Annotated in this window: 22 protein-coding genes and 1 tRNA gene; 17 read left to right on the forward strand and 6 right to left on the reverse strand. The window is 41.1% G+C overall.

Annotation, left to right across the window (positions count from 1 at the left end):
- Positions 1-39: 39 nt before the first annotated feature.
- From H0W64_00900 to H0W64_00960, 13 genes are all read left to right on the forward strand, one after another.
- A complete protein-coding gene (locus H0W64_00900) occupies positions 40-1,515 on the forward strand; it encodes a UDP-N-acetylmuramoyl-L-alanyl-D-glutamate--2,6-diaminopimelate ligase (GenBank protein ID MBA3660266.1) in 1,476 nt (491 codons plus the stop codon).
- 16 nt (positions 1,516-1,531) lie between these two features.
- Positions 1,532-2,614 carry a phospho-N-acetylmuramoyl-pentapeptide-transferase gene (locus tag H0W64_00905; protein ID MBA3660267.1) on the forward strand — a complete coding sequence of 361 codons (1,083 nt, stop codon included), beginning with the start codon at positions 1,532-1,534 and terminating at the stop codon, positions 2,612-2,614.
- Between the two features lie 6 nt (positions 2,615-2,620).
- Complete coding sequence (locus H0W64_00910; protein MBA3660268.1) at positions 2,621-3,955, forward strand: UDP-N-acetylmuramoyl-L-alanine--D-glutamate ligase; 1,335 nt, start codon at positions 2,621-2,623, stop codon at positions 3,953-3,955.
- 18 nt (positions 3,956-3,973) lie between these two features.
- Positions 3,974-5,134 carry a putative lipid II flippase FtsW gene (ftsW, locus tag H0W64_00915; protein MBA3660269.1) on the forward strand — a complete coding sequence of 387 codons (1,161 nt, stop codon included), beginning with the start codon at positions 3,974-3,976 and terminating at the stop codon, positions 5,132-5,134.
- Positions 5,134-6,240, forward strand: coding sequence for an undecaprenyldiphospho-muramoylpentapeptide beta-N-acetylglucosaminyltransferase (murG, locus tag H0W64_00920; GenBank protein ID MBA3660270.1), 1,107 nt, complete (start codon positions 5,134-5,136; stop codon positions 6,238-6,240). The genes ftsW and murG overlap by 1 nt, the downstream gene beginning before the upstream one ends.
- 77 nt (positions 6,241-6,317) lie before the next feature.
- Positions 6,318-7,730: a UDP-N-acetylmuramate--L-alanine ligase gene (gene murC, locus H0W64_00925; GenBank protein MBA3660271.1), complete on the forward strand. Its 1,413-nt coding sequence runs from the start codon at positions 6,318-6,320 to the stop codon at positions 7,728-7,730.
- 28 nt (positions 7,731-7,758) lie between these two features.
- Positions 7,759-8,697 (forward strand): UDP-N-acetylmuramate dehydrogenase, encoded by a 939-nt coding sequence (gene murB, locus H0W64_00930; protein ID MBA3660272.1) that lies wholly within the window; start codon positions 7,759-7,761, stop codon positions 8,695-8,697.
- Between the two features lie 6 nt (positions 8,698-8,703).
- The gene (locus H0W64_00935; GenBank protein ID MBA3660273.1) at positions 8,704-9,432 is read left to right on the forward strand and encodes an FtsQ-type POTRA domain-containing protein; all 729 of its coding nucleotides are present in this window, start codon (positions 8,704-8,706) and stop codon (positions 9,430-9,432) included.
- Positions 9,433-9,487: 55 nt separating this feature from the next.
- Positions 9,488-10,723, forward strand: a complete 1,236-nt coding sequence (gene ftsA, locus H0W64_00940; GenBank protein MBA3660274.1) for a cell division protein FtsA — start codon at positions 9,488-9,490, stop codon at positions 10,721-10,723.
- 29 nt (positions 10,724-10,752) lie between these two features.
- Positions 10,753-11,982: a cell division protein FtsZ gene (ftsZ, locus tag H0W64_00945; GenBank protein ID MBA3660275.1), complete on the forward strand. Its 1,230-nt coding sequence runs from the start codon at positions 10,753-10,755 to the stop codon at positions 11,980-11,982.
- 136 nt (positions 11,983-12,118) lie between these two features.
- Positions 12,119-13,333: a protein kinase gene (locus H0W64_00950; protein ID MBA3660276.1), complete on the forward strand. Its 1,215-nt coding sequence runs from the start codon at positions 12,119-12,121 to the stop codon at positions 13,331-13,333.
- A gap of 23 nt (positions 13,334-13,356) precedes the next feature.
- Positions 13,357-14,514 carry an NAD-dependent formate dehydrogenase gene (locus H0W64_00955; GenBank protein MBA3660277.1) on the forward strand — a complete coding sequence of 386 codons (1,158 nt, stop codon included), beginning with the start codon at positions 13,357-13,359 and terminating at the stop codon, positions 14,512-14,514.
- 332 nt (positions 14,515-14,846) lie between these two features.
- The gene (locus tag H0W64_00960; GenBank protein MBA3660278.1) at positions 14,847-15,761 is read left to right on the forward strand and encodes a UDP-3-O-acyl-N-acetylglucosamine deacetylase; all 915 of its coding nucleotides are present in this window, start codon (positions 14,847-14,849) and stop codon (positions 15,759-15,761) included.
- A gap of 1 nt (position 15,762) precedes the next feature.
- Here the strand turns inward: H0W64_00960 and H0W64_00965 are convergent, their stop codons facing one another.
- Positions 15,763-16,224 carry a DUF721 domain-containing protein gene (locus H0W64_00965; protein MBA3660279.1) on the reverse strand — a complete coding sequence of 154 codons (462 nt, stop codon included), beginning with the start codon at positions 16,222-16,224 and terminating at the stop codon, positions 15,763-15,765.
- A gap of 208 nt (positions 16,225-16,432) precedes the next feature.
- On the opposite strand from H0W64_00965, the gene secA reads away from it, so the two are divergent.
- Both secA and H0W64_00975 read left to right on the forward strand, forming a co-directional pair.
- Positions 16,433-19,159, forward strand: a complete 2,727-nt coding sequence (gene secA / locus H0W64_00970; GenBank protein ID MBA3660280.1) for a preprotein translocase subunit SecA — start codon at positions 16,433-16,435, stop codon at positions 19,157-19,159.
- A complete protein-coding gene (locus H0W64_00975; protein ID MBA3660281.1) occupies positions 19,159-19,584 on the forward strand; it encodes a (deoxy)nucleoside triphosphate pyrophosphohydrolase in 426 nt (141 codons plus the stop codon). Before secA ends, H0W64_00975 begins: the two co-directional genes overlap by 1 nt.
- Here the strand turns inward: H0W64_00975 and H0W64_00980 are convergent.
- Positions 19,581-20,381, reverse strand: a complete 801-nt coding sequence (locus tag H0W64_00980) for a ParB/RepB/Spo0J family partition protein (GenBank protein ID MBA3660282.1) — start codon at positions 20,379-20,381, stop codon at positions 19,581-19,583. The genes H0W64_00975 and H0W64_00980 overlap by 4 nt on opposite strands.
- A 274-nt stretch (positions 20,382-20,655) precedes the next feature.
- On the opposite strand from H0W64_00980, the gene H0W64_00985 reads away from it, so the two are divergent.
- Positions 20,656-21,645, forward strand: coding sequence for a hypothetical protein (locus tag H0W64_00985; GenBank protein MBA3660283.1), 990 nt, complete (start codon positions 20,656-20,658; stop codon positions 21,643-21,645).
- Positions 21,646-21,826: 181 nt separating this feature from the next.
- Here H0W64_00985 and H0W64_00990 read toward each other — a convergent pair.
- Together H0W64_00990 and H0W64_00995 are read right to left on the reverse strand one after the other, a co-directional pair.
- Positions 21,827-21,900 (reverse strand) — tRNA-Pro (locus H0W64_00990).
- A gap of 7 nt (positions 21,901-21,907) precedes the next feature.
- On the reverse strand, positions 21,908-22,876 hold the full coding sequence (locus H0W64_00995; protein ID MBA3660284.1) for a polyprenyl synthetase family protein: 969 nt from the start codon (positions 22,874-22,876) through the stop codon (positions 21,908-21,910).
- A gap of 183 nt (positions 22,877-23,059) precedes the next feature.
- Here H0W64_00995 and H0W64_01000 point away from each other — a divergent pair, with 183 nt between their 5' ends.
- Positions 23,060-23,542, forward strand: coding sequence for a YajQ family cyclic di-GMP-binding protein (locus tag H0W64_01000; protein MBA3660285.1), 483 nt, complete (start codon positions 23,060-23,062; stop codon positions 23,540-23,542).
- Positions 23,543-23,762: 220 nt separating this feature from the next.
- Here H0W64_01000 and der read toward each other — a convergent pair whose 3' ends face one another.
- Both der and bamB read right to left on the reverse strand, forming a co-directional pair.
- Positions 23,763-25,088: a ribosome biogenesis GTPase Der gene (der, locus tag H0W64_01005; protein ID MBA3660286.1), complete on the reverse strand. Its 1,326-nt coding sequence runs from the start codon at positions 25,086-25,088 to the stop codon at positions 23,763-23,765.
- 6 nt (positions 25,089-25,094) lie between these two features.
- A complete protein-coding gene (gene bamB, locus H0W64_01010) occupies positions 25,095-26,243 on the reverse strand; it encodes an outer membrane protein assembly factor BamB (GenBank protein MBA3660287.1) in 1,149 nt (382 codons plus the stop codon).
- Between the last annotated feature and the right edge of the window lie 9 nt (positions 26,244-26,252).

Consider the following 26,252-nt stretch of genomic DNA (forward strand, 5'->3'; position numbering starts at 1 on the left):
CTGATATGATGGGTCAATCGCATTCGGTTAAAAATTCCTATGCTATTAAACCATCTTCTTGAATCTTTTTTTTCGAATCTTCCACCGCGCGAAATCTTAGCCTTAACGTTAGATAGTCGTACCGTGGCACCTGGTACCTTATTCGTCGCGATTAAAGGCGAAAAGATGGATGGGCGAACCTATATTCCTCAAGCGATCGCACAAGGTGCAATTGTCGTGCTGAAGGAAGATGATACCCATAAAGTAGAAGAAGTTGATGGTGTTCTTCTGCTTAGTTTAACGGCATTGCGTGAAAAAATTGGTCCGATCGCGGCGCGATTTTATGGCTATCCGGCACAGAAACTTCAAATGATCGGAGTAACAGGGACCAATGGTAAGACATCCATTACTCACTTTATTGCGCAGAGTTTACAATCTCTGGGTACCCCTTGCGGTGTAATCGGGACACTAGGCAGCGGTTTTATCAATGGCTTGAAAAATATTGGTTTAACAACTCCTGATCCCATTTCTTTACAGCACACATTGAAAGATTTATTGGATCAAGGCAGTAAAGCGATTGCCATGGAAGTCTCTTCGCATAGCATTGACCAAGGTCGAATTAATGATCTGACTTTTAACACCGGTATCTTCACTAACCTGACTCAAGATCATTTAGACTATCACGGAACCATGGAAGCCTACGGGGCTGTCAAAAAAAGATTTTTGGAGACCTGGCCAATAAATCATTTGGTTATTAATGCTGATGATCCTTACGGCCAAAAGTGGTTGCTAGAATTAAGTCATAAAAATTCCGTAATCAGTTACAGTTTAGAAAAACCCCAGTTTGCTTTAGCGCAATTTGCCTCAGTATATACTCAAAACTTAGAACGGCATTTAGCGGAAATGCGTTGTGACGTTATTACTCCATGGGGAAGTGGAAAACTTACTTTACCGCTAATTGGTGATTTTAATTTAAGTAACGCTCTGGCGGCTTTAAGTGCCCTTTGTTTACAAAATATTCCTTTTAACCAAGCTGTTGCTGCAATAAGCAAACTCGCACCCGTTGCGGGTCGTTTACAGATGCTAGGCGGGAAGGATCAGCCCCTCGTGGTGGTTGACTATTCCCATACGCCTGATTCACTTGAAAAAGCCTTAATGGCGCTTCGGGCCCACACTTCAGGTCAGCTTATTTGCGTCTTTGGCTGCGGGGGTGATCGAGATAAATTAAAACGCCCTCAAATGGCTCAAGTTGCTGAACGGCTAGCAGATAAAATAATCATTACGAATGATAATCCTCGCTCAGAAGAGCCCGAGACTATTGCCGAAGAAATTTTAACCGGTTTTACCGCGCGGCACTCCGTTACCGTCCAATTGGATCGCTCTAAAGCGATAGCAGAAAGTATACGATGTGCATCGCGACAAGATTGTGTTTTAATTGCTGGCAAGGGTGCTGAACGTTATCAATTAATCGGAGAGACGAAAATCCCGTTTGATGATGTTGAGCAAGCACTAAAATACTTAGACCGCACCTGTTAGGGGGGATTGTTAGTCCATGTTGCTTTCATTAAGTAATTGGCTTGCCAGTTATTTTCATTTTTTTCACGTATTTCAGTACCTTACCCTGCGTGCGATTTGCAGTATTTTAACCGCTTTAGCGCTATCTCTTCTTCTCGGTCCTAGCATTATTCGTAAATTAAGCGCCCATCGCGTCGGTCAAGTCATACGCCATGATGGTCCACAAAGTCATTTAAGCAAAGCGGGTACCCCTACGATGGGGGGAACCTTGGTCATCATTTGCATTCTCATCAGTACGTTGCTTTGGAGTGATTTATCTAATCGGTATGTTTGGCTAGTCGTATTCATTACGCTCGGGTTTGGTGCCATTGGTTATTGGGATGATTATCGCAAAATCGTTTTAAAAGATAGCCGCGGCATGCCTGCTCGTCAAAAATATTTATGTCAATCCTTGCTTGGTTTAGGTGTTGCCCTTTATTTATATTATTCCGCTAAACTACCTGTTGAAACCGAATTAATTACACCCTTTTTTAAAAATCTGACCTTTTCCCTTGGCCCTTTCTTTATCCTCTTAACCTATTTAGTCATCGTGGGCTCAAGTAATGCCGTTAATCTAACCGATGGATTAGATGGATTGGCCATTATGCCAGCTGTGATGATTAGCGGGGCATTGGGGATTTTCGCCTATCTCACGGGAAATTTTAATTTCGCATCTTACCTTGGCATCCCTTTTGTGCCGGGCGCGGGGGAAATTGTTGTTTTTTGCGGTGCCTTAGTGGGGGCTGGGCTTGGGTTTCTTTGGTTTAATACGTATCCTGCGCAGGTTTTTATGGGTGATGTCGGAGCTCTTGCACTCGGTGCAGCACTTGGCACCATTGCGGTGATCGTACGTCAGGAAATTGTTTTTTTCGTAATGAGTGGCATTTTTGTTTTAGAAACGATTTCAGTTATTTTGCAAGTCGGCTCTTTTAAATTAACAGGTAAACGTATTTTTAAAATGGCACCGATTCATCATCATTTTGAATTAAAAGGATGGCCTGAGCCGCGTGTTATTGTGCGATTTTGGATTATAACATTCGTTTTAGTATTATGCGGTTTAGCAACACTTAAATTAAGATGATGAACCATGCGAACTTCTGATTTACATGTTGTGGTTGGTCTTGGTGCGACGGGTTTATCCTGCGTGCGGTTTTTACGGGAACGCGGTTTTAATGTTGCGATCACGGATACGCGAGATGCGCCTCCTCACTTATCAGCACTCCTTGATCTTTACCCCGATATAGCTCTATCACTTGGGGGATTGAGCGAAACGCTTCTTAATCGTGCCGATAGAATTATCTTAAGTCCGGGTATACCTCTCACCCATCCTGTTATTGCAAACCAGCTAGCGCGCGGAAAATCGGTGATAGGGGATATTGAACTTTTTGCGCAATTTGTTCGCGTACCAGTCGTTGCAATAACCGGTACGAATGCTAAAAGTACGGTCACTACACTGATCGGTAAAATGGGACAAGCGGCGGGCTTGCACACTTTAATGGGTGGCAATTTAGGCGTGCCTGCGCTCGATTTATTATCCGATGAAAAAGCTGAATTAATTGTCCTTGAATTATCAAGCTTTCAATTAGAAACGACTGCTTCGTTACGGCCTAAAGTTGCGACCATTTTGAATATCACACCGGATCATATGGATCGCTATGCTGATTTTTCAGCTTATCAATCTGCCAAACAAAAAGTATATCGACACTGTGATGTTGCAGTTTGTAATGGGGACGATCCCCTTACCGATGTACAAACAGTTGAGAATAAATTTTACTTTACTCTCAATAAACCATTAGCAAAGCAATTTGGAATCATTAGAAAGCAAGATGATTTCTTAGCGTTTGAGAATCAGCCATTACTAAATGTTAATGAGTTGCCTATTTTGGGCCAACATTACTATGCCAATGCTTTGGCTGCGCTTGCGATTGGGCACGGTGTAGGGCTACCGTTTGAAACAATGTTAAAAGTTTTGCAAGAATTCCAAGGGTTACCTCATCGGTGTCAATTGGTACGCGAACGCGCGCAGGTAAAGTGGTATAACGACTCCAAAGGAACCAATGTAGGAGCAACTCAAGCTGCTATTCTTGGATTGGGAGCTACCATTCCCGGAAAGCTGATTTTGATTGCTGGCGGTTTAGGGAAAAATGCGGATTTTTCTCCTCTCATTCCCGTCATGGAAAAATACATCCGCCACGTCATTTTAATTGGTGAAGCGGCTCCTGATTTAGCAAACGTCATTGCCAATAAAGTTCCTTATACTTTTGCTTCAGACATGGCAGATGCTATTGAAAAAGCGCAAGCAAGTGCGCATGCACTCGATTGCGTACTTCTCTCTCCGGCCTGTGCAAGTTACGACATGTTTAAAAATTTCGAACACCGTGGCGAAGTCTTTACAAAGTTGGTGATGGATTTATCGAAATAATTTCCACCGGAAATTTTTATGCGCTCATCCTTACTAACAGATCGAAAAAACTTTACAGCCCCTCCGCTGTATGACAAATGGCTCATCCTCACTCTCGTTATTATTATTGCTCTTGGCTTACTCATGATGACATCAGCATCGATTGTGATTTCTGATAAGCTTTACCATCAACCTTTTTATTTTCTCATCAAACAATTAATTTTTTTAACCGCAGGTCTAGGCCTGGGCACTTTAATTTTTCGCATTGAAATGAATCAATGGGAGCATGTGGGAGGTTATTTGCTATTAGGCGTGATGCTTCTTCTTGCGCTCGTGCTTATTCCTGGCGTGGGTCACAGTGTGAACGGCAGCACTCGCTGGATTGGAATTGGACCCTTAGGCTTTCAAGTTTCCGAATTAACAAAATTTGCAGTCGTTGTTTATATTGCAGGCTATCTTGTCAGGCGTAATGCTGAGATACAGCAAAAACTAACTGGCTTCTTAAAACCCATGTTAATTTTAGGTGTGATTGCTGTCTTGCTGTTACGTGAACCGGATTTCGGTGCGACGGTGGTCGTCTTAACAACAACGTTGGGGATGATGTTTTTGGCAGGCATGCGTTTACAACATTTCATAACTTTACTGGGATTAGCAGTCAGTGCCTTAGCCGTTATTGCAATTTCTGCACCCTATCGTTTATTGCGTCTCACTAGTTTTATGGATCCTTGGGCACGGCCTTTCGATAGCGGTTATCAATTAACTCAATCTTTAATTGCTTTTGGGCGGGGTGGTTTTTTCGGAACTGGGCTCGGTAAAAGCGTGCAGAAAATGCTTTATCTTCCCGAAGCTCATACTGATTTTCTATTTGCTGTGATTGCAGAAGAATTAGGATTGTTTGGTACGTTATGTATCATTGGTTTATTTCTGCTTTTAACGTGTCGCATTCTTTTTATCGGTCGAAAGGCCCAACGACTTTGTTTACATTTTTCAGGTTTTCTCGCTTATGGATTGGGGTTATGGATTGCGATTCAATTTATAGTCAGCATGGGAGTCAATACCGGATTACTTCCGACGAAAGGGTTGACACTACCTTTAATGAGCTATGGAGGGAGTAGTCTCTTGGTAAATTGCATTGCGATTGCGTTAATTTTACGAATTGATTATGAAAATCGTTTACATCAATTAGGTATTACATCGTGATGACAGAAAAAAAATTATCTCGTGTACTTATTATGGCGGGCGGCACAGGAGGGCATGTGTTTCCAGGCCTTGCGTTGGCGGCTTGTTTAAAAGCACGCGGCGTTCAAGTGCATTGGTTAGGAACGCCTTTTGGGTTGGAGTCTGATTTAGTTCCCAAAGCGAATATTAATTTCCATCCCCTCATCATTAAGGGAATCCGTGGAAAGGGATGGCGGACACTTCTCGCAGCCCCTTTCAAAGTAATTCAAGCAACGTGGGCTGCGTACTGGGAAATTAAAAAAATTAAACCCGATGCAGTCATTGGGATGGGAGGATACGTTAGCGGTCCGGGAGGTGTTGCAAGTTGGTTATTACAATACCCCCTTTTTATCCATGAACAAAATGCGAAAGCTGGCATGACAAATAAATTGTTGGCCCGACTATCAACCCGAGTTTTAGAAGCTTTTCCCAAAACATTTAAAGCCTCTCATCGTGTGGTGACAACAGGTAATCCAGTGCGTGTCGAGATTGAAAATTTAACCCCTCCGATCGATCGATTCCAATCACGTTATGCACCTTTCCGGTTGTTAGTTTTAGGCGGAAGTTTGGGGGCGCAAGCTTTGAATGAACAGTTGCCGAAGGCCCTTGCCTTATTAAAACCAGATGAAAGGCCGCTCATTATTCACCAAACGGGAAATAAAACTTTTATCGAAACAAAGACGATTTACGAAACCTTGAATGTTCTTAGTCCTGAAATTCAACTGCATTCTTTTATCAATGACATGAGTGAGGTTTATGCGTGGGCAGATTTGGTTTTATGTCGCGCTGGTGCGCTAACCATTGCTGAGCTTTGTGGGGCTGGAATTGGCGCGATCTTAGTTCCTTACCCATATGCAGTCGATGATCATCAGACTGCTAATGCATTATTTATGGTCAATAAAAATGCAGCTCTGTGTATACAGCAAAAAGAATTAACTCCCCAAAAGCTAGCTGATTTAATTAAAAGTTTTTCAATTTCACAAGATCAATGTTTAAAAATGGCGAAAGCAGCTTATTCATTGCGAAAAGTTTCCGTGGCCGAAAAAATTTACGCCGTGATGGCACAGGCCACAAATGCAGCACATTAAGGAATTTTTGTGTAAAATGGCAACATAACAGAAGAGTTGATTATATATAGATTAAGAAGGAGAGCGCTTTGAGTTGGATGTTTGAAATGGGGCATATTAAGCACGTTCACTTCGTAGGGATTGGTGGCGTTGGGATGGCTGGGATTGCAGAAATTTTGTTAAGACAGGGCTATGTCATTTCAGGCTCAGACCTTAGCGAAAATGCGCTAACCCAATGGCTAAAAATTATGGGTGCAACCGTTTATCATGGCCACCATGAAAGTAATGTTCTCAAAGCAGATGTTGTCGTTCGTTCAACTGCGGTTGATGCCAATAATCCTGAATTAATGGCTGCGCGCGCGGCAAGAATTCCCATCGTGGCACGCGCTGAAATGCTAGGTGAATTGATGCGATTTCGTTACGGGATCGCGATTGCCGGCACGCATGGTAAAACAACCACGACCAGTCTTATCACGAGTATTTTGGCAGAAGCGGGGCTCGATCCAACTTTCGTTGTGGGGGGTCGATTAAACAGCGTCGGTAGTAATGCGCGATTAGGTCGAGGTCATTACTTAGTGGCAGAAGCCGATGAGAGTGATGCATCCTTTCTTTATTTAAAACCCATGATTTCGGTGGTGACAAACATCGATCAGGATCACATGGGCACATATAACAATGATTTTTCTCAACTGAAAGATACATTCTTAGAATTTTTACATCGTCTTCCATTTTATGGCTTGGCTGTATTATGTATTGACGATCCTGTCGTTCGTGAATTATTACCGCAAATTTCTCGTCCTATTTTAACTTATGGTTTATCTGAAGACGCAGATTTCAGAACCGAAGGTTATACCCAATCTGGGATGCAAACCCATTTCACTGTGGTTAGACCCAAAGGGCAAGTGCCAATCGATGTGATACTGAATATCCCGGGAAGACATAATGTTTTAAATGCATTAGCAGCAATTGCGGTTGCCTCTGAATTAAAGATTCAAGACCGTGCCATTGCAGAAGCGCTTGTCCACTTTGCTGGGATTGGTCGTCGATTCCAGATTTATGGCGATTTTGATTTACCCACGGGCGGCCAAGTTACTCTAGTTGATGACTATGGTCACCATCCCCGAGAAATTGCTGCAACCTTACAAGCAGCCCGTGAAAGTTGGCCTGATCGTCGCGTCGTCATGGTTTATCAACCGCATCGTTACACGCGTACACGCGACTTATTTAAAGACTTTTGTGACGTACTTAATTTACCTGATAAACTTTTATTGCTTGATGTGTATTCTGCCGGTGAGGCTTTTATCCAAGGTGCAGATGCACCCACCCTTGCTCAGGCAATCAAGGATCGCGGAAGAATAGAGCCCATCTTCGTTGATAACCACAGTAATTTGCCCCTCTTATTCGCAAGTGAATTAACTGCGGGTGATGTTTTATTAATGCAAGGTGCTGGCAACATAGGGGCATTAGCTGCAAAGCTTGCTGCAAGTTCTTTACAGGAATCAGCAGGGTAATGGATTTAAAAAATACGAAGGCGCGATCATGAATGATTTAGTAGAAGCAGCTGAACTTGCAATACGTGGACGTTTATTAAAAAACAGTACACTCGCCGACTACACTTCTTGGCGAACAGGTGGGACAGCTGAATACATTTATATTCCTGCAGACCTTGAAGATCTTTCAATTTTTTTGAAATCGCTTCCTAAAACGATTCCGTTAACCTGGCTTGGGTTGGGTAGCAATACCTTGGTTCGCGACGCCGGGGTAGATGGTGTTGTTATCATTACCCAAGGGGGTTTAGATAAAATTACCCAAGTGCAAACTAACCAGATTCGTGCAGAAGCGGGGGTATCGTCAGCTAAACTTGCTCGAAGTGCTGCAAGACTTTCAACAACAGGACTTGAGTTTATGGCCGGTATTCCAGGCACCGTTGGCGGTGCGTTAGCAATGAATGCAGGTTGTTTTGGTGGTGAGACTTGGCAATTTGTTGAAGCTGTCGAAATGATTGATCGCAGTGGAAATATTAGAACGCGAAAATTAAGTGACTTTACAGTCAACTATCGACATGTATTAAAGCCGGTTGATGAATGGTTTGTTGCAGGTCATTTTACGCTGCAACCGGGTGTTAAAGAAAAATCATTAGAAGCTATTCGAACTTTACTTGAAAAGCGTAATCATTCGCAGCCGACGGGAACCGCTAATTGTGGCTCGGTTTTTCGAAATCCACCGCATGACTTTGCTGGGCGACTTATTGAAACATGTGGCTTAAAAACACTGCGGATAGGGGGCGCAAGCGTTTCAAGTAAGCACGCCAATTTTATTATTAACGAAAGTCATGCTACCGCTGCTGATATTGAAAATTTAATAAACCAAGTTGGCTCTATCGTTTATCAAAAAACCGGTGTACGATTAATACCAGAAGTATGCATTATTGGTAAGGCAGTAGGCATCAATGAGGCGACAAAAACCAGCAAAGAGTAATCTTCAATGGATATAAGAAGAGGAAAGTTTCCTTTTCCTAGCTGGAACCATTCATTTAAATTTGTTTTGCTTGGTGCAATTGTTCTTTCTCTCTTTTTTCTAATCAATCAACTTAAACTCAGTCAAATCTTTCCAATTAAAAAGGTGCAAATCTTTGGTTCCGAACACTTAGATCATGACGAAATGAAATTCCTCGTTTCACCTTTAGTGGAAAAAAGTTTCTTTACAGTGAATGTCGATCAAATTAGGGAGCGGTTGCGTCAATTACCTTGGGCATCAGATATTTTTGTCAGACGTCAATGGCCAGATAAAATTGAAGTGCGTGTTGTAGAAAAAAAAGCAATTGCACATTGGAATGGTGGGACCTTGCTAAGTCACGGCGGTGTGATCTTTAGTCCCAAGAAAGAAACGTATCCGAACAATTTGCCGCAATTTCGCGGCCCCGATGGTAAGCAAATGATTATGTTAAAATATTATGACGAGATTAATCGCTTATTATCGCCCTTACATGCTAAAATTTCTTATTTAGAATTGACACCTTACTATCATTGGAAAGTGATGTTATCAAATGGAATCACTTTGCAAATCGGCCATAAAGACATTTTGACTCGTTTAGATCATTTTGTGAAAGTGTATCCAAAAATTGTGGGTACGCGCGCAGAAAGTGTAGAATATGTTGATTTACGTTATGCTAATGGCATGGCGATACGTTGGAAAGATTCGTATCGTGCATAAGGGGATTGGCATTTAATAGGGTCAAGAATTATTCTAGTGAACTGGAAGAATAATTATGGCAAAGAAGCCAAATAAAGATTTACTTGTTGGAATCGACATCGGTACTTCCAAAGTCGTCGCCCTCGTTGGTGAGTCGGCTAGCGATGGAAAATTAAACGTAATTGGCTTCGGTTCACATCCCTCTCAAGGTTTAAAAAGAGGTGTGGTTGTTAATATCGAGTCTACCGTGCAATCCATTCAGCGCGCTGTAGAAGACGCAGAGCTCATGGCAGGGTGTGAAATTTTTTCAGCCTATACCGGCATTGCGGGAAGTCATATTCGTAGTGTAAATTCGCATGGCATTGTTGCAATTCGTGATCATGAAGTTTCTCAAAGCGATATCGATCGCGTTATTGATGCTGCTAAGGCAATTGCTATTCCTGCTGACCAAAAGATTCTCCATGTTTTGCCGCAAGAATATATAATTGATAACCAAGATTCTATTCGTGAACCGGTAGGTATGTCTGGCGTGCGCTTAGAAGCTAAAGTCCATATTGTCACAGGGGCGGTGAGCGCTGCGCAAAATATTGTGAAATGCATGAAGCGTTGCGGTTTAACAACCAGTGATATTGTTTTAGAACAATTCGCCTCGAGCCAATCTATTCTTACGGAAGACGAAAAAGAGCTCGGTGTTTGCATGATAGATATTGGCGGTGGTACAAGTGATATTGCTATTTTCACAGATGGTGCGATTCGACACACTGCTGTCATTCCTATTGCGGGTGACCAAGTCACAAATGATATTGCCATTGCACTAAGAACTCCGACGCGTAATGCAGAAGAAATAAAAATCAATCACGGCTGCGCATTGCAAGATTTAGTTGATACCAATCAAATGATTGATATCCCGATGATTGGTGATCGTTCAGGCAGAAAGTTACCCAGACGTGCATTATCCGAAGTAATCGAAGCACGTTACGAAGAATTGTTTACGTTAGCCCTTGCAGAATTACAAAAAAGTGGATTAGAGCAAATCATTTCTGCAGGCGTCGTCCTAACTGGGGGTGCATCCAAGATTGAAGGTGCAAAAGAATTAGGCGAAAGTATTTTTAAAGTGCCCGTGCGCATCGGTCGTCCTCATCAAGTGACAGGATTAGCAGATATAATTAATAATCCTATTTACGCGACTGGCGTAGGTTTGTTAGTGTATGGCTTGAAACAAAGAAATAGTCTACGTGAAAATACGTTAAGTCAGCCAAGTATGAAAAGCTTGTGGTCTAGAATGAAAAACTGGTTTCAAGGAAATTTCTAATTCAATATCCTGATTGGGAAGAGGCAAATATGTTCGAATTATTGGATACTTGTCAACAAAACGCCGTAATCAAAGTCGTTGGCATTGGCGGTGGCGGTGGAAATGCCGTCGAACATATGATGGCAGGTCACATCGAAGGTGTTGAATTTATTTGTGCCAACACGGATGCACAAGCATTAAAAAATTCTTCCGCTAATACGATTATACAACTTGGTGAAACAATAACGCGTGGTTTAGGCGCAGGGGCAAATCCCGAAGTAGGTCGCCGTGCTGCTGAGGAAGATCGAGAAAAAATTCGGGCGGCGTTAAATGGTTCGGATATGGTTTTTATCGCAGCGGGCATGGGTGGTGGAACCGGAACAGGCGCAGCTCCTGTGTTTGCTCAAATTGCTAAAGAATTAGGTGTTTTAACCGTTGCAGTAACGACCAAGCCTTTTTCATTTGAAGGTCGTATGCGTTTGCAAACAGCAGAGAAAGGCATTGCAAACTTAACGCAATATGTCGACTCGCTTATTACGATTCCGAATAACAAGTTACTGAGCGTGTTAGGTAAAAATGTTACGTTGATTAACGCCTTTAAAGCTGCCAATGATGTTTTACGCGGTGCAGTCCAAGGTATTGCTGAATTAATTACACGGCCTGGTTTGATTAATGTTGATTTTGCAGACGTTCGTACTGTGATGTCTGAAATGGGCATGGCAATGATGGGTACCGGTGTGGGTTCAGGTGATAACCGCGCACGTCTTGCTGCGGAAGCAGCTATCGCAAGTCCTTTATTAGAAGATGTTGACTTAAGTGGCGCAAAAGGTGTGTTAGTCAATATTACTGCCGGCTTAGATCTCTCGATTGGTGAATTCGAAGAAGTGGGTGAAGTTGTTAAAAATATTACTTCCGACGGTGCAACCGTGGTTGTTGGAACTGTTATTGATCCTGAATTGAGGGACGAAGTGCGGGTCACGGTCATTGTCACTGGTCTTGGCCGTAAACAAGTGGCTACAGCGCTTAAAATGCCCATGCTCGAAAACATACGTCAACCTGAAAATAAGGTCGATTATATTCAGCTGGAAAAGCCGGCGATTATGCGTCGACAAGTAGGTATTCAGCCCAATTTACACACAGGCGCTAGCTCTTCAGCGCAACACACTTCGCATCAACAAGCTGCTAGTGCCCCAAAAAGTTACGCTGTCACTGAAAGTATTCATGATATTGATTATCTCGATATTCCCGCTTTTTTGCGTCGTAAAGAAGAAGAAGCTTAATCCTTTGTTTTAATGTTATTCAGCGTTTTTCTATTTGCGTTCAATAGATGGACGTTTCGTTTAATTCGCGTTAAAAAACTTTAATTTTAGCGTCAACTATGATTATTTATGTGCATATCTACTTGGGGAAATGCATATGACAATAATTATAAAAAATCTTGCTGAACTCACCAAAAACGATGATCAAATTTTGAGTAGTTTTTGGAGCGATAGTCCTGATGTACTTTTGCTTGAAGCCAACACAAAATATCCTTTAAAAAATGGTTCTCTTGATCGATTCAGCCTACCTTATAATCTGTACAAAAGGCCATGTAGAAAAGAGCCAGGTACGTTTCATTATGATGCATTTAATTATGAGCTTGAGAGCCCCAATAAAACAGTGCGTAAATCAGTTACTCAAGGTTTTGGCACCTTAACGAAGCGAGTGAATGAACCCTTTAAATTTAAAGCAACAGACTATGTTATTAAAAATCAGCAACATTCTTTTAAAGACAAGCCCCATTATCAATCACGCCCCAATTTAGAAAATGAATATCGTCTCAGTAAGCTTGCAGGTGTTAAAATTAAACCACCCGTTATAGTGGACAAAGGACAACTGGGTTGTGAAAGTTTTATGACAATTAAGCGTTATAAAAAAGAAGATTTATTTGCCGTGCTGGATCGAGATTTTGACGATCCTATGTCAACTAACCTTCGTCTTAAAATCTCCATTGCTCTTTTAAAAGCTTTAGTGGAGCAAGTCCATGCGCACGGCATCATCCATCGGGATATCAAACCAGAAAATATAATGATTGAAGTCGATTATGCCAATGAGACCGTTGTAAGTATTCGTTTCATCGATTTCGGTTTTGCGAAATTAAAGGGTTTTACGCCTCATGAAAGAGTTGGCACGTTTTGCTATATCGCTCCTGAGACCTACGAAAATAAAACACGTGATGAGCGGAGTGATTATTTTAGTATAGGAAAAATAATTTTATATCTTTGGCGAAATTGGGTTAGCTGCTATCCTGCTACGGCGGATGAAGATTACGAACAAGCTAAAAATGTAAGTTTCACAAATCTTTATTCTGATATATACGATTTAAGTTATACTCACTCCGCAGATATTTTCAATATGCTGAAAGCATTAACTGCTTATAAAATGGAAGAGCGCCCCGAATCTTTGGCACCTTTTATTGCAAAGTTTGAAATGATTTTAAAAAGAAGAGAACAATTTCAAGCAAAAGATTTAGAGGAATCCAAAAAGAAAACAGCTTTGTTATCGCAAAGTTTATTTTCCCTTGCTTGTGCTATTAAACCACAACCCGATACAGAAAAGGTTGTAGCGTGTAAAAATTTCCAGTCAACGTGAATTTGAAAGAAAAGGAATTTTCAATGGTTAAAGTGTTATGCGTTTTATACGATGATCCTGTTACCGGCTTTCCACAATCTTATCCACGTAAAGATTTACCTTTTCTGGAACGTTATCCAGATGGTCAATCGTTACCTACACCGGAAGCCATTGACTTTCAAGTCGGCACGCTCTTAGGAAGCGTTTCGGGTGAATTAGGTTTGCGTTCCTTTCTAGAGGCGGCTGGGCATACATTGGTCGTGACTGCCGATAAAGAGGGTTCTCACTCTACTTTTGACCAGGAATTAAAAGATGCGGAAATCATTATTTCCCAACCTTTCTGGCCGGCTTATATGACGCGCGAACGTTTCGCGCACGCTAAAAATCTAAAGCTAATTATCACTGCGGGAATTGGTTCCGATCACGTCGATTTAGAAGCAGCCATTGCTGCAGATGTCACCGTTGCGGAAGTTACTTATTCCAATAGTACGAGTGTGGCTGAGCATGTCGTGATGATGGTGTTATCTTTAGTTCGCAACTATATACCTTCTCATCAATGGGTTTTGAAAGAAGGTTGGAATATCGCAGATTGTGCAATGCGTTCCTACGATTTAGAAGGCATGCACGTGGGTACAGTAGGCGCGGGGCGTATTGGTTTAAGTGTATTGAAGCGTTTAAAACCTTTTGACGTTCATCTGCATTACACTGATAAATACCGCTTGCCCCATCATTTAGAGCAAGATTTAAACCTAACCTATCACGCAAATGCTGCTTCCATGGTAAAAGAATGTGATGTGGTTACAATTAATTGTCCTCTTCATCCCGAAACTGAACATTTATTCGACACTGAAATGATAAGTAAAATGAAGCACGGTGCTTATTTAATCAATACAGCGCGCGGTAAAATTTGCGAAGCGAATGCAATTGTCGCAGCTTTAGAGTCCGGGCAGCTTGCGGGTTATGCGGGTGATGTGTGGTATCCCCAGCCTGCACCAATTGACCATCCCTGGCGTAAGATGCCATATCACGGGATGACGCCCCATATATCTGGAACCACACTCTCTGCTCAAACACGTTATGCTGCGGGGGTTCGAGAAATTCTAGAATGTTGGTTGCAAAAAAAGCCAATCCGCGATCAATATTTAATTGTTCATAATGGTGCCTTACGAGGTGTTGGTGCACATTCGTACACGGTGGCTTAACTAGAATGAAAATAGCCTGAATGTAAAATCCGTTCCATCTGGATTTTGCATTCACAGGGCTTAGGCTCCCGTCTAACGCGTTACAAGTCAACAGCGTTACCCGATTATCCTATTCTCGATGCAATCTATTCAAAGCGATAAGTTTCAAACTTAAAGTAATTTATTTGCGGAAAGATAAGTATAAAAAAGAATAGCGATTGGGGACCAAACATGATAAAAAAGCACGAGAAATAGAGCCCGTAGGATAAGCGCGTTCTGTTCTATTTATGTTTACAAAAAAAAATCAAGTTATGGTAGTATGTTCAGATATTATGAATATTCATAAGCAAGGAATGATCAGACAACGGTCGCTTAAAAATGTCATTAAAGCGACAGGCATTACACTGCATGGAGGCGAGCGAGCAGAGCTTATGCTGCGCCCAGCTCCTGTCAATACCGGTATTATCTTTCGACGCGTTGATCTCAATCCTATTGTAGAAATTCCAGCCCTTGCTGAATATGTGGGTGATACTACGTTGTCGACCACCCTGATGAAGGGTCAAGTTAGAGTTTCGACCGTTGAGCATTTGTTATCTGCCTTTGCTGGATTGGGAATTGATAATGCTTTTGTGGATGTCACGGCCTCAGAAATTCCAATTATGGATGGTAGTGCAGGACCTTTTGTTTTTTTAATCCAGTCAGCTGGCATTGAAGAACAATACGAGCCGAAAAAATTTATTCGTATTAAACGGAAAATAAAAATTAAAGATGGCGATAAGTGGGCTTGCTTCGAACCCTTTAATGGTTTTAAGGTAACATTCACTATTGATTTTGATCATCCTCTTTTTCGTTCTGATGTGAAAACCACCACCTTAGATTTTTCCAGTCTTTCCTATGTGAAAGAAGTAAGTCGAGCACGAACATTTGGCTTCATGGCTGACTTTGAAAAGTTGCAAGCAATGAATTTAGCACGCGGTGCGAGCTTGGATAATGCAATTGGCATTGATGATTTTCGTGTCTTAAATGAAGATGGCTTACGTTATGAAAATGAATTTGTAAGACACAAAATTTTAGATGCAGTTGGGGATTTGTATTTGTTAGGCTCAAGCTTAGTAGGTGCGTTTAGTGGTCATAAATCTGGACATGCTTTAAATAATCGATTGTTAAGAGAATTGTTAGTGCACAAGGATGCGTGGGAATTTGTAACCTTTGCAGATACAAAACGAGCTCCTATTTCTTACGCACGTCCCGTTCTCGTCGAAGCTTAAATCATTTTGTATGTTTAGCCAGTTTCAACATCACGGCGCGCAACGCCGCGTCTTCTATAGTTTCTGCACAATCCAGCATTATTTTGGCCGTTTGTGGTTGTAATAAAGGAACTTTGCGCTGAATTTCAGGCGTTAAACGCTTACTTTGCGGTGGAGCAAACGGTCTTACTTTGAGAGTAATGGTCTTAATGTCTTTGAAAAGCGAATGCGTTTTAAGGGTTTGTAATAAATCATACGTTTGAAACCGTAGCTCGGTGGCGAGAGCTGCATTGCTAACGAGAATAATTAATTGGTTCTCCGTTGCATTGGCAACTAAGCAATTAGCTTTGAGCGAAGGCGAAACGAACCCCTTAAAAGCTTGGTTCAGAGCATCGAGGTAAACAGCTTTGTTCAAAACTTGCTGAAAACCTTGTGTATTAGGCTTTAAGAAATTACTTATTTTTTTGGAGGTGATTTTATGCATATCAACAAGAAATCCTTAATGGCCAAGCACTTGGCATTAAAATTATTAAAATTCCCTCATTCATTTTATAGCGAGATAAGGCCTGGATGACAATGATCTCAACTAAATAAATAGTCTTAGCCATAATGCTAATGAATATACACTACAATTTCTAATTTTTTTGTTAAACTATCCCTCTTTTGTATTTTGCCAGGTATGACCATCAATCATGTTAAATCGCATTTTCACCAATGTTTTAGGTAGCCGCAATCACCGCGTTCTTCGACAATTATGGAAATCAGTTGAGAAAATCAATGCTTTAGAGCCTGAAATTTCTGCTTTATCTGACGATAAATTGCGCGGCAAGACGGCTGAACTTCGCTTGCGCCTCCAAAATGGCAGCACGCTTGATCAATTATTGTTCGAAGCTTTTGCCGTGGTGCGAGAAGCTTCGAAACGTACGCTGAATATGCGACATTTTGATGTCCAGCTCATTGGCGGTATGGTTTTGCATAACGGCAGCATTGCTGAAATGCGTACCGGTGAAGGTAAAACGCTTGTTGCAACCCTGGCGGCTTATCTTAATGCCTTACCCTCCAAAGGGGTGCATGTTGTAACAGTGAATGATTATTTGGCGAAGCGTGACGCCGAATGGATGCGTCCTTTATATGAATTTCTAGGATTGACGGTTGCAGTTAACTTAACCGGCATGACTCCCGCAGATAAACAGCAAGCTTATCTTGCAGATATTTTGTACGGCACGAACAATGAATTTGGTTTCGATTACCTTCGCGACAACATGGTATTTAGCTTAAATGAAAAGGTACAACGCACGCTATACTACGCCATTGTCGACGAAGTCGATTCAATTTTAATTGATGAAGCGCGCACTCCACTCATTATTTCCGGTGCAGCTGAAGAAAGTGTCGATTTATATCGTCAAATTAATGCAATTATTCCACGTTTAACCAAGCAAGCCGATAAAGAAGGCCCTGGCGATTACAGTTTAGATGAGAAATCTAAACAAGCGCATTTATCCGAAGAGGGTCATCAAAACGTCGAAGATTTACTCACCGCAGCGGGTTTATTGCAAGAAGGCGAAAGTCTTTATGACGCACAAAACATTATGCTTATGCATCATATTTATGCAGCCTTACGCGCACACACTTTGTTTCATCGCGATGTTGAATACATTGTCACGCAAGGCGAAGTAGTGATCGTGGATGAGCATACGGGTCGCACGATGCCAGGACGACGTTGGGCAGATGGTTTACATCAAGCGGTTGAAGCCAAAGAAAATGTTAAAGTGAATCAAGAAAATCAAACCTTAGCCTCCATCACTTTCCAAAATTATTTCCGTCTCTATCAAAAATTATCCGGCATGACAGGAACGGCTGACACAGAAGCATATGAGTTCCAGCAAATTTATGGTTTAGAAGTTATTGTCATTCCAACGCACAAAGATATGGTTCGTCAAGATCATCCTGATTTTGTTTATATGTCTGCGGAAGAAAAGTATGCAGCCATTATTACAGACATTAAAAAAACTTATGAAACCAAGCAACCTATTTTAGTTGGCACAACCTCAATTGAAACTTCCGAGCACCTTTCTAAGTTATTGACCAAGGAAAAAATTCCTCATCAAGTTCTTAACGCTAAGTTTCATGAGAAAGAAGCGCAAATCGTTTCTGAAGCCGGACGTCCTGGAGGCGTTACCATTGCGACTAACATGGCAGGGCGAGGAACAGATATTGTATTAGGTGGTAATTTAGAAGCTGAATTAAAAGCTTTGGATCAACCGAGTGAAGAGGAGGTCGCTTCACGCCGTAAAGCCTGGGCACTTCGTCATGAAGAAGTCGTCAAATCCGGCGGCTTATATGTTTTAGGCACAGAGCGCCATGAATCTCGTCGTATTGATAATCAATTACGAGGTCGATCCGGACGTCAAGGTGACTCGGGTAAGTCCCGATTTTATCTATCTTTGCACGATAATTTGTTGCGTATTTTTGGTGGCGATCGTTTAACAGCCATTATGAAACGTATCGGTATGGAAAAAGGCATTGCGCTTGAATCCCGCATGCTGTCGCGCAGCATTGAAAATGCCCAACGTAAAGTTGAAGCGTACAACTTTGATGTACGAAAACAATTACTAGAATACGATGATGTTGCCAACGATCAGCGTAAAGTTATTTATCGACAACGCGATGAACTGTTATCAGCAAGCGAAATTGGTGAAATGATTAGCGACATCAGTATTCGCGTAATAGAGCAAACAATCAATTTATTCATTCCTCTGCACAGTATGGAAGAAGAGTGGGATGTAGCCGGGCTGACGGATCGATTGGCGAATGATTTTAATGTTTCATTACCACTTGCAATATGGCTAGAAGATAAATCGATGGATGAGGAAAAGCTTCGTGCCGGCATTCAAGAAGCTTTCAAAACACATTATCAAAATAAAGAAACACAAATTGGTACAGAAATCATGCGCCAGTTTGAAAAAGCGGTGATGTTGCAAACATTAGATACGTGCTGGCGTGAGCATTTAGCTGCAATGGATTATTTGCGTCAAGGTATCCACTTACGCGGTTATGCTCAAAAAAATCCAAAGCAAGAATATAAGCGTGAATCCTTTGAATTATTTGCTGAATTATTAGATAAAGTGAATTATCAAGTCATCTCTGCTTTAAGTAAATTTGAAGTAAAAGTTGAAGATGATATTGAAAAAATGCAAGCCAAGCGGCAATTGGCTTTCAATGCCAATGCGATGGAATATCAACACGCTGAAGTTGATATGCTTCAACCAGAAACTGCGAGTTACACTAATGTTCAGCAAGTTGAATTTGGTGCAGAAACCTATACGCGTGATCGCCCGAAAGTTGGTCGAAATGATGTTTGCCCTTGCGGCTCAGAAAAGAAATACAAAAATTGCCATGGTAAGTTGAATCAAAGTTAATGCTTATTGATGTCGTGGTAGGTTTAGTCAAGCAAGAAGGTAAACTTCTCCTCTGCAAACGGCCGCCAGGAAAACCTTATGCTGGTTATTGGGAGTTTCCCGGCGGCAAGGTTGAACCTGCAGAAACACGTTTGGAAGCATTGCAGCGTGAACTCCAAGAAGAGTTAGGCATAATCGTTAAAACAGCTTCTTCTTGGGGCGAATATATTCATCATTACCCGGATAAAAGTGTTTGTCTTAACCTTTGGGTGGTTACCGACTTTGATGGTTTGCCGAGTGGTCTTGAAGGGCAAGACTTGGAATGGGTAACGTTTTCTACACTCATTAAAAAGAATTTGTTGGAAGGTAACCTTCCTTTACTTAATCAAATCGAAGGTTTATTTATAGAAAATTCACCCTTTACGAACAACTCTGACTGCTCTTAATTTTCATATTTAAATCCAATCTTAACAAAATGTCCTTCTAATTCGTCGATGTTATTAAAACGAATCCGAACGAAACCCCCGCCTTGTTGTTCGCACTCAATATGCACTTTGTTGCCAACATGTTCTGTAAGAGCAACTTCTAAATGTTTAATATTGGCATCGCTGTAATTACTTTCAGGTATTGTGGGTGGGTTTAATTTTTTGGCTTCGGTTTCTACTTTCCGAACATTCCAACCATATCGAACAGCCCGTTCCGCAAGAGCTAGTTGTTGATGTGTTGGCAAGCTTGCAAGAATTTTTCCATGACCTTCAGTTAACTCGCCTTGAATTAAATAAACTTGAATACTGGGTTCAAGTTTTAATAAACGTAAAGAATTAGTAATAGCTGCTCGTGACTTACCTACTGAAGCTGCAATTTCTTCATGTAAGTATTGAAATTCGTCAATTAAACGTTGATAGGCTTGCGCCTCTTCAATGGGATTCAGATCAGCGCGGCTGATGTTTTCAATAATCGCAGCTTGTAAGGCTTGCTCATCAGTATATTCGCACACGAGACAACTGATTTCATCTAAACCTGCTAGTTGTGCGGCTCTCCAACGTCTTTCACCGGCAACTATTTCGTAGCATTGATCTTTGATCATGCGAACCACAATCGGTTGAACTAAACCACCTGTACTCTTAATGGAGTCAGCTAATTCTTGCAATTTTTCAGGGTCAAAATATTGTCGCGGTTGATATTTGCCGCGCGTCAATTGCTCAATAGGAAGGGTGTGAAGGGTTGCTTTTCGTTTATTCATAAGAGACTAGGGCGTTAAGGTAAAGCAGCTATTTTAGCAGTTTTATGTGCAATGTGCAGAAGGATTTTAAGACGAGTAAATATAATCGGGCTGACGGAATCGGCCTCTTCGACTTCAGTCACCCGTTGAAAAAACTCTAATAACCATTGACTTATCATACCCGTTACTTAATGTTATGAGGTAAGCTTCAAAACAAGTAGAAAATCTTACTCATATCTCGTGTTGAAATGACCGTTTGATTTTTTTTTTGATTTAATAAGATAGGATTCAAGTCATGACATTAAAAAATCTTTTATTCTTCGTAATATCCTTAACTTTTATTAATATCTGTTTTGTAGATTCGGTTTTTTCAAATTCAACTATAGTTATCACTTCTGAGAATAATATAAATGAGTTGCAACGATTAGCCACTGCAATTATTCAAGGTCAAAAAAACGAAGTGGTAAAACTGCTAAAAAACGGATTCGATAGAAATCTTTTATTGAAAAAGGTGCTTGTAAAAGATTATTCCGGACGGAAAATCCAAGGTACACCCCTTCAATTAGCTTTGGGCGCAGAAGATTTGAATAATGCTAAACAACCTGAAATAGCAGAAGTTGTTAAGCGTGCTCTACTTGAAATGCCAGGTGGATATACTGAATTTACAGCACAAGTGCGGGAACAATTCCCTGCAGGATGGGAGGAGAAAGAAAATATTCGAGTAGTAAAGGATAAAAGAGCCGTGACTAAAGTATTTAATTGTATACTTCACGCCTCCCCAGCTGGCGATGAATACAAAGATTTAGAAAGAATCTGTGGCGTGCCCCTGCAAGAATTTCGAAATTATTTGGAACCTAAAAAAACTATTAAAACAGGCAAGCATTTCAATATTCAAATCCTCCTTGATGGTATTCTTTTACTTGGTAACAACTATGATGCCTTAGGCGGGTGGAATAGTGTAAAAGGCAATGTGTATTATCGTAAAGTTATTGGTTATATCGAACGTTTTGTACCTGCTAATTATGCTCAAGCTTTAAGTGAGGAACTAATAGTTAACGGAGAAATGAAGCGTCGCTTTGAATTATTAGATAACTACGGTCACCAAGTAAGCTTTTACCCACTAGATTTGGATGCAACGTATCGTCTAGGATATGATTTTGGTGTTGAAGGTGGATATACTCATCAATATCTACCACCGCTCAGCTTCGGATCAAGTTTCATCAATCTAATAAAATCAAAACAAGTCGAGCTTAAACATTGGGTAGAGGATGCTAGAGCATATTAAAAATTAAATGGACACCTATATTAACTGGCAGTGCTATAAGTAGGAAAATATTATTACTACAAGCTTGTTAAACTTAGCTTGGTTAAAATATAAATAATAAATTTTTTGGCGAATAAAATATCTGGATTCTAAATCCGTGTAGCTTTGAAATAACTGATACGTAGCAACTCATTAGAAATTATCGGGGTGACAGGATTCGAACCTGCGACTTCTGCCTCCCGAAGACAGCGCTCTACCAAGCTGAGCTACACCCCGTTGAACTCTAATAAGTTCTGTTTACGACGAAATCACTTAAATCTTCTAAAGCTTTACGATAGGGCGAATGGGCAATGTAAGATAAAGCCTGTTTAGCTTTCATTGCATGTGATTTAGCGGCATCAGCGGTATATTTAATTGCTTTTGTTGAGGCAATTATTTCTAATATTTTCGACAAATTATTACTGGAGCCGGTTTGAATCGCTTCGCGGATAATATCAAGTTGAGCAGCATTACTTTTACGCATTGCATAAATTAAGGGCAGCGTTGTTTTCCCGTCGGAAATATCTTGACCTATATTTTTCCCCGTTTGATCAGAAGAAAAGTGATAATCAAGTGCATCGTCAATGAGTTGATAAGCAAGACCCAAATGTCTTCCGTAATCATTCATCGCTAAAATATCTTTATCTACATCGGACGATAAAATGGCGCCGAGCTGAGCTGAAACTTCAAATAGCTTAGCTGTTTTACGCTGAATAATATCAAAATAAAAATCTTCGGTCGTGTCGGGATTATTACAATTAACTAATTGTAATATTTCACCTTCCGCAATGTAATGGGTTGCTTTGGCGAAAACTTCTAAAATTGTTTGGTGTTTTAAATCCACAACGATTTGGAAAGCACGTGAGTATAAAAAATCACCTACTAAAACACTTGTTTCACTACCCCAAATGGTATGAGCTGTTTGATGGCCGCGACGTAAAGTTGATCCATCAACTACATCATCATGTAAGAGGGTAGCCGTATGGATTAACTCTATGACTGCTGCTAAATCAACATGTTGTTTACCCTTATGGGATAAAGCTTTGGCACTAAGCAGTACGACTAAGGGGCGTACCCGCTTGCCACCGCAGGTCAAAATATATTCAATAATTTGTTTAATCAGTGGGATGTGGGTATCCAACTGAGAAATAATAAATCGATCCGTGGCTTGAAGGTCTTCCTTCACTAAAGTGCGAATAGACTCTAACGGCATTGAGAAGAAACTCATTTTTATAATAGCAAGGCTGCATCGTAGTAATCCCCATGAAACCTGTCAAGGTAATAATCATGTTCAAAAAGCATATTCTGATAGGGTATTGAAAGGTTCGCGAAAAAAAATAAATCTGGTAAATTATAGCCAATTGATCTTATTTAAAATGAAGGAGCCCAGTCGGTCATGCCATCTTTCGATATTGTTTCAAACCTTGATATGCATGAAATTACCAATGCCGTGGATCAAGCTAATCGTGAAGTAACCACTCGTTTTGATTTTAAAGGTACAAATGCTCGTTTGGAACTAAATAAGGAGCAAATAACACTTTTTGCGCCCAATGAATTTCAATTAAAACAAGTCGATGAAATCTTGCAAAATAAATTCGCTAAGCGAAGTTTAGATATACGCGCGTTTCAGTACGGTGAAATCCATAGCAATTTAAATGAAGCCAAATTGGTTGTGACTGTTAAGCAAGGAATCGACACTGAGAATGGAAAAAAAATAGTTAAGTTGATTAAAGAAAAACAGTTTAAAGTTCAGGCTGCCATCCAAGGCGAGCAAGTCCGAGTCACAGGGAAGAAACGTGATGATTTACAAGAAGTCATTGCGATGCTGAAAGAAGCAAAAGTTGAGGTTCCTCTTCAGTTTACGAATTTTCGGGATTAAGAACGTCGGTAACGCCTTCTGCTTAGACTTGGGCTTTAGGGCGGGATCGTAGTTCATTGCTGCGAAGATTCTTCGCAAGGGCGGCGGGCTAGAAGACTCAAGCTTCGTACTAGGCCGCTATCCTGTGCGGACAGCACGCGGTCTTGTAAGCGTTACGCGCAAACTTTAGATGCGTGTGCCACGTGAAATCAACCTTACGTTACAAATAGCAGCAATAATATTAGGTTCGCCGCTTTTTATCTTCATAAGGATTTTCATTCGCTTTATATTCAATGAAGACCGGTGTCCCGTGAAGTTCGAGCTTCTTAATAAAAAAGTGCGAAAGAAAGGTTTGATAACTTCTTGGAAGGGCTTTAATTTGGTTACCGTGGATAATGATTCTTGGGGGATTCTGACCACCAGCGTGTGCGTAACGTAATTTAATACGCCGGCCATTCACAAGGGGTGGGGAGTGTTTCAATTGAGCTTGTTGTAGTAAACGTGTCAAAATTGGCGTTGAAAGTTTTTTATTCGCAGAAGCATAAGCTTCATTTACCGATTCAAATAAAGTCCCGACACCTGAGCCATGTAACGCAGAAATGTAATGAATCCGGGCAAAATCAACAAAGTCTAAATGACGATCCAGCGTTCTTCGCGTTTGCTCCCGTTCACTCTCAGACATGTTATCCCATTTGTTTACAGCGATAACTAAAGCTTTTCCGCATTCTAAAATAAATCCTAGCAACTTCAGATCTTGATCCATGACGCCTGCGCGACCATCAATGAGAAACAAGACAACATTACTTCCCTCAATGGCTTGTAAAGTTTTAACGACAGAAAACTTTTCAGGGACTTCATCAACTCTACTCCGGCGTCTTACACCTGCTGTGTCAATCAAAGTGTAATCATGACCGTGACGAGAGAGGGGAATATAAATACTATCGCGTGTGGTACCAGGGATGTCTGAAACAATAACGCGTTCTTCACCCAGCATGCGATTGGTTAACGTTGATTTACCGGCATTTGGACGACCCACGATAGCAAGTTTTATCCCACTGGTCACCACTTCTTCTTGAGGCTCATCAGAGAGCTTTAACGCCATGATTAATTCAGTTAAGCCTTGCCCATTGATGGCAGCGATGGGAACCGGTGTTGTTAAGCCTAATTCAAAAGCATCGGTTAAAATGCCATGCTTATCAACACTTTCTGTTTTATTTACCGCAAGAACAATAGGTTTATGTTTTTTTCGTAGAATTTCCGCAATAGTGTAATCAGCGGGTGTTAACCCTGCTTTACCGTCAATGATAAATAGTATTTTGTCTGCTTCTTCGATCGCTTGCATCGCTTGCTGCGTAATGAGATCAGTCATTTCATTTTCATCTTCAGCGATACCACCTGTATCGATTAAGATGAAATGCTGATCATCGTAATGCACGTCACCATATTGACGATCACGTGTCATGCCAGGGTAAGCTGAAATAAGCGCAGCGCGCGTGCGGGTTAAGCGATTAAAAAGCGTCGACTTACCAACATTCGGACGTCCAACAATTGCAACGACGGGTAACATAGAATATTAACTTTTATAAGCTGTAAGTTGACCCTGAGCAGTCCATACATACACTATCTCATTTTCATCAACGAGCGGTGCTGTATAGATTGGGCCACCTAAAGTCGTACGTGCAACAAAACGGCCGTCATCCTTACTCAGCCAATGAATGTAACCTTCATGATCACCAACAATTAAATAATTTCTTAATGCAGCAGGTGCGGTAATGCCCCGCGCTAAAAGTTTTCCTTGCTGCCAATGGGTGGCACCGGTTTGGGCGTTGAAAGACCAAAGGTGACTTTGCGCATCAGAAATATAAACAGCATCACGATCAGCAACCATGCCTGTGTAGGAAGAAATATCACGTGTCCATTGTGGGGTACCTGATAACCAATTTAACATTGCAATTTTACCTTGGTACGTTGCGGCATAAAGATCGTCATGATACATGACAGGATCCGCGTTAATGTCGACCATGCGTTCAATGGCAAAAGCACCTTGGGGAATAGCAACTGGTTGACTCCATAGTTGATCGCCTAAATTAGCATTTAACTTTGCTAAGTTTCCGTTAGCAAAACCAACAATTACATTATTATTTTTAACGAGAGGTGTGCTCGACCCGCGTAAGATGAGCGCCGGTTCAGTTTGCTGATAGGACCAAAGTTCATGTCCATCTTCTAAACTTAAAGCGCGGACGTAGCCATTGGTATATTTAACCACGACCCGATTTTGGGCGAGTACAGGCGTTGCTAAAATTTCACCGGGTCCCTGCGCCCGCCAAAACATGGCACCATTCAGCGTACTTAATGCAACTGTTTCGCCTTTTTGCGTGCCAAAGACTACAACATCTTCATTGACTGCGACACCCGTGGTAATTGGAAATGTGGTGTTAATCTGCCAACAAATTCGGCCTGTCTGTTTATTGATTTTAGCAACAGTCCCACGTTGGCGTGTTACAAAAATAGCATTACTATTGGATCCAATCGGTTTTTTTAAATATTCTTCTGTACCGCTGCCAATTTGAGCTGACCATATAGCGTGGGGAGAAATTTCTGGTTTGAAACGTGGTAGCGGCGCAGGTGAAGGTGCATTGTCTGTTTCAAAAAATCCATTACAACCCGCTAACAAACCAATGAACAATAAAGTTAGAATATTTATTATTTTTTTTGAATACATGAAATCAAC

Source organism: Gammaproteobacteria bacterium (genome assembly GCA_013816845.1).
Lineage (GTDB): Bacteria > Pseudomonadota > Gammaproteobacteria > DSM-16500 > DSM-16500 > Aquicella.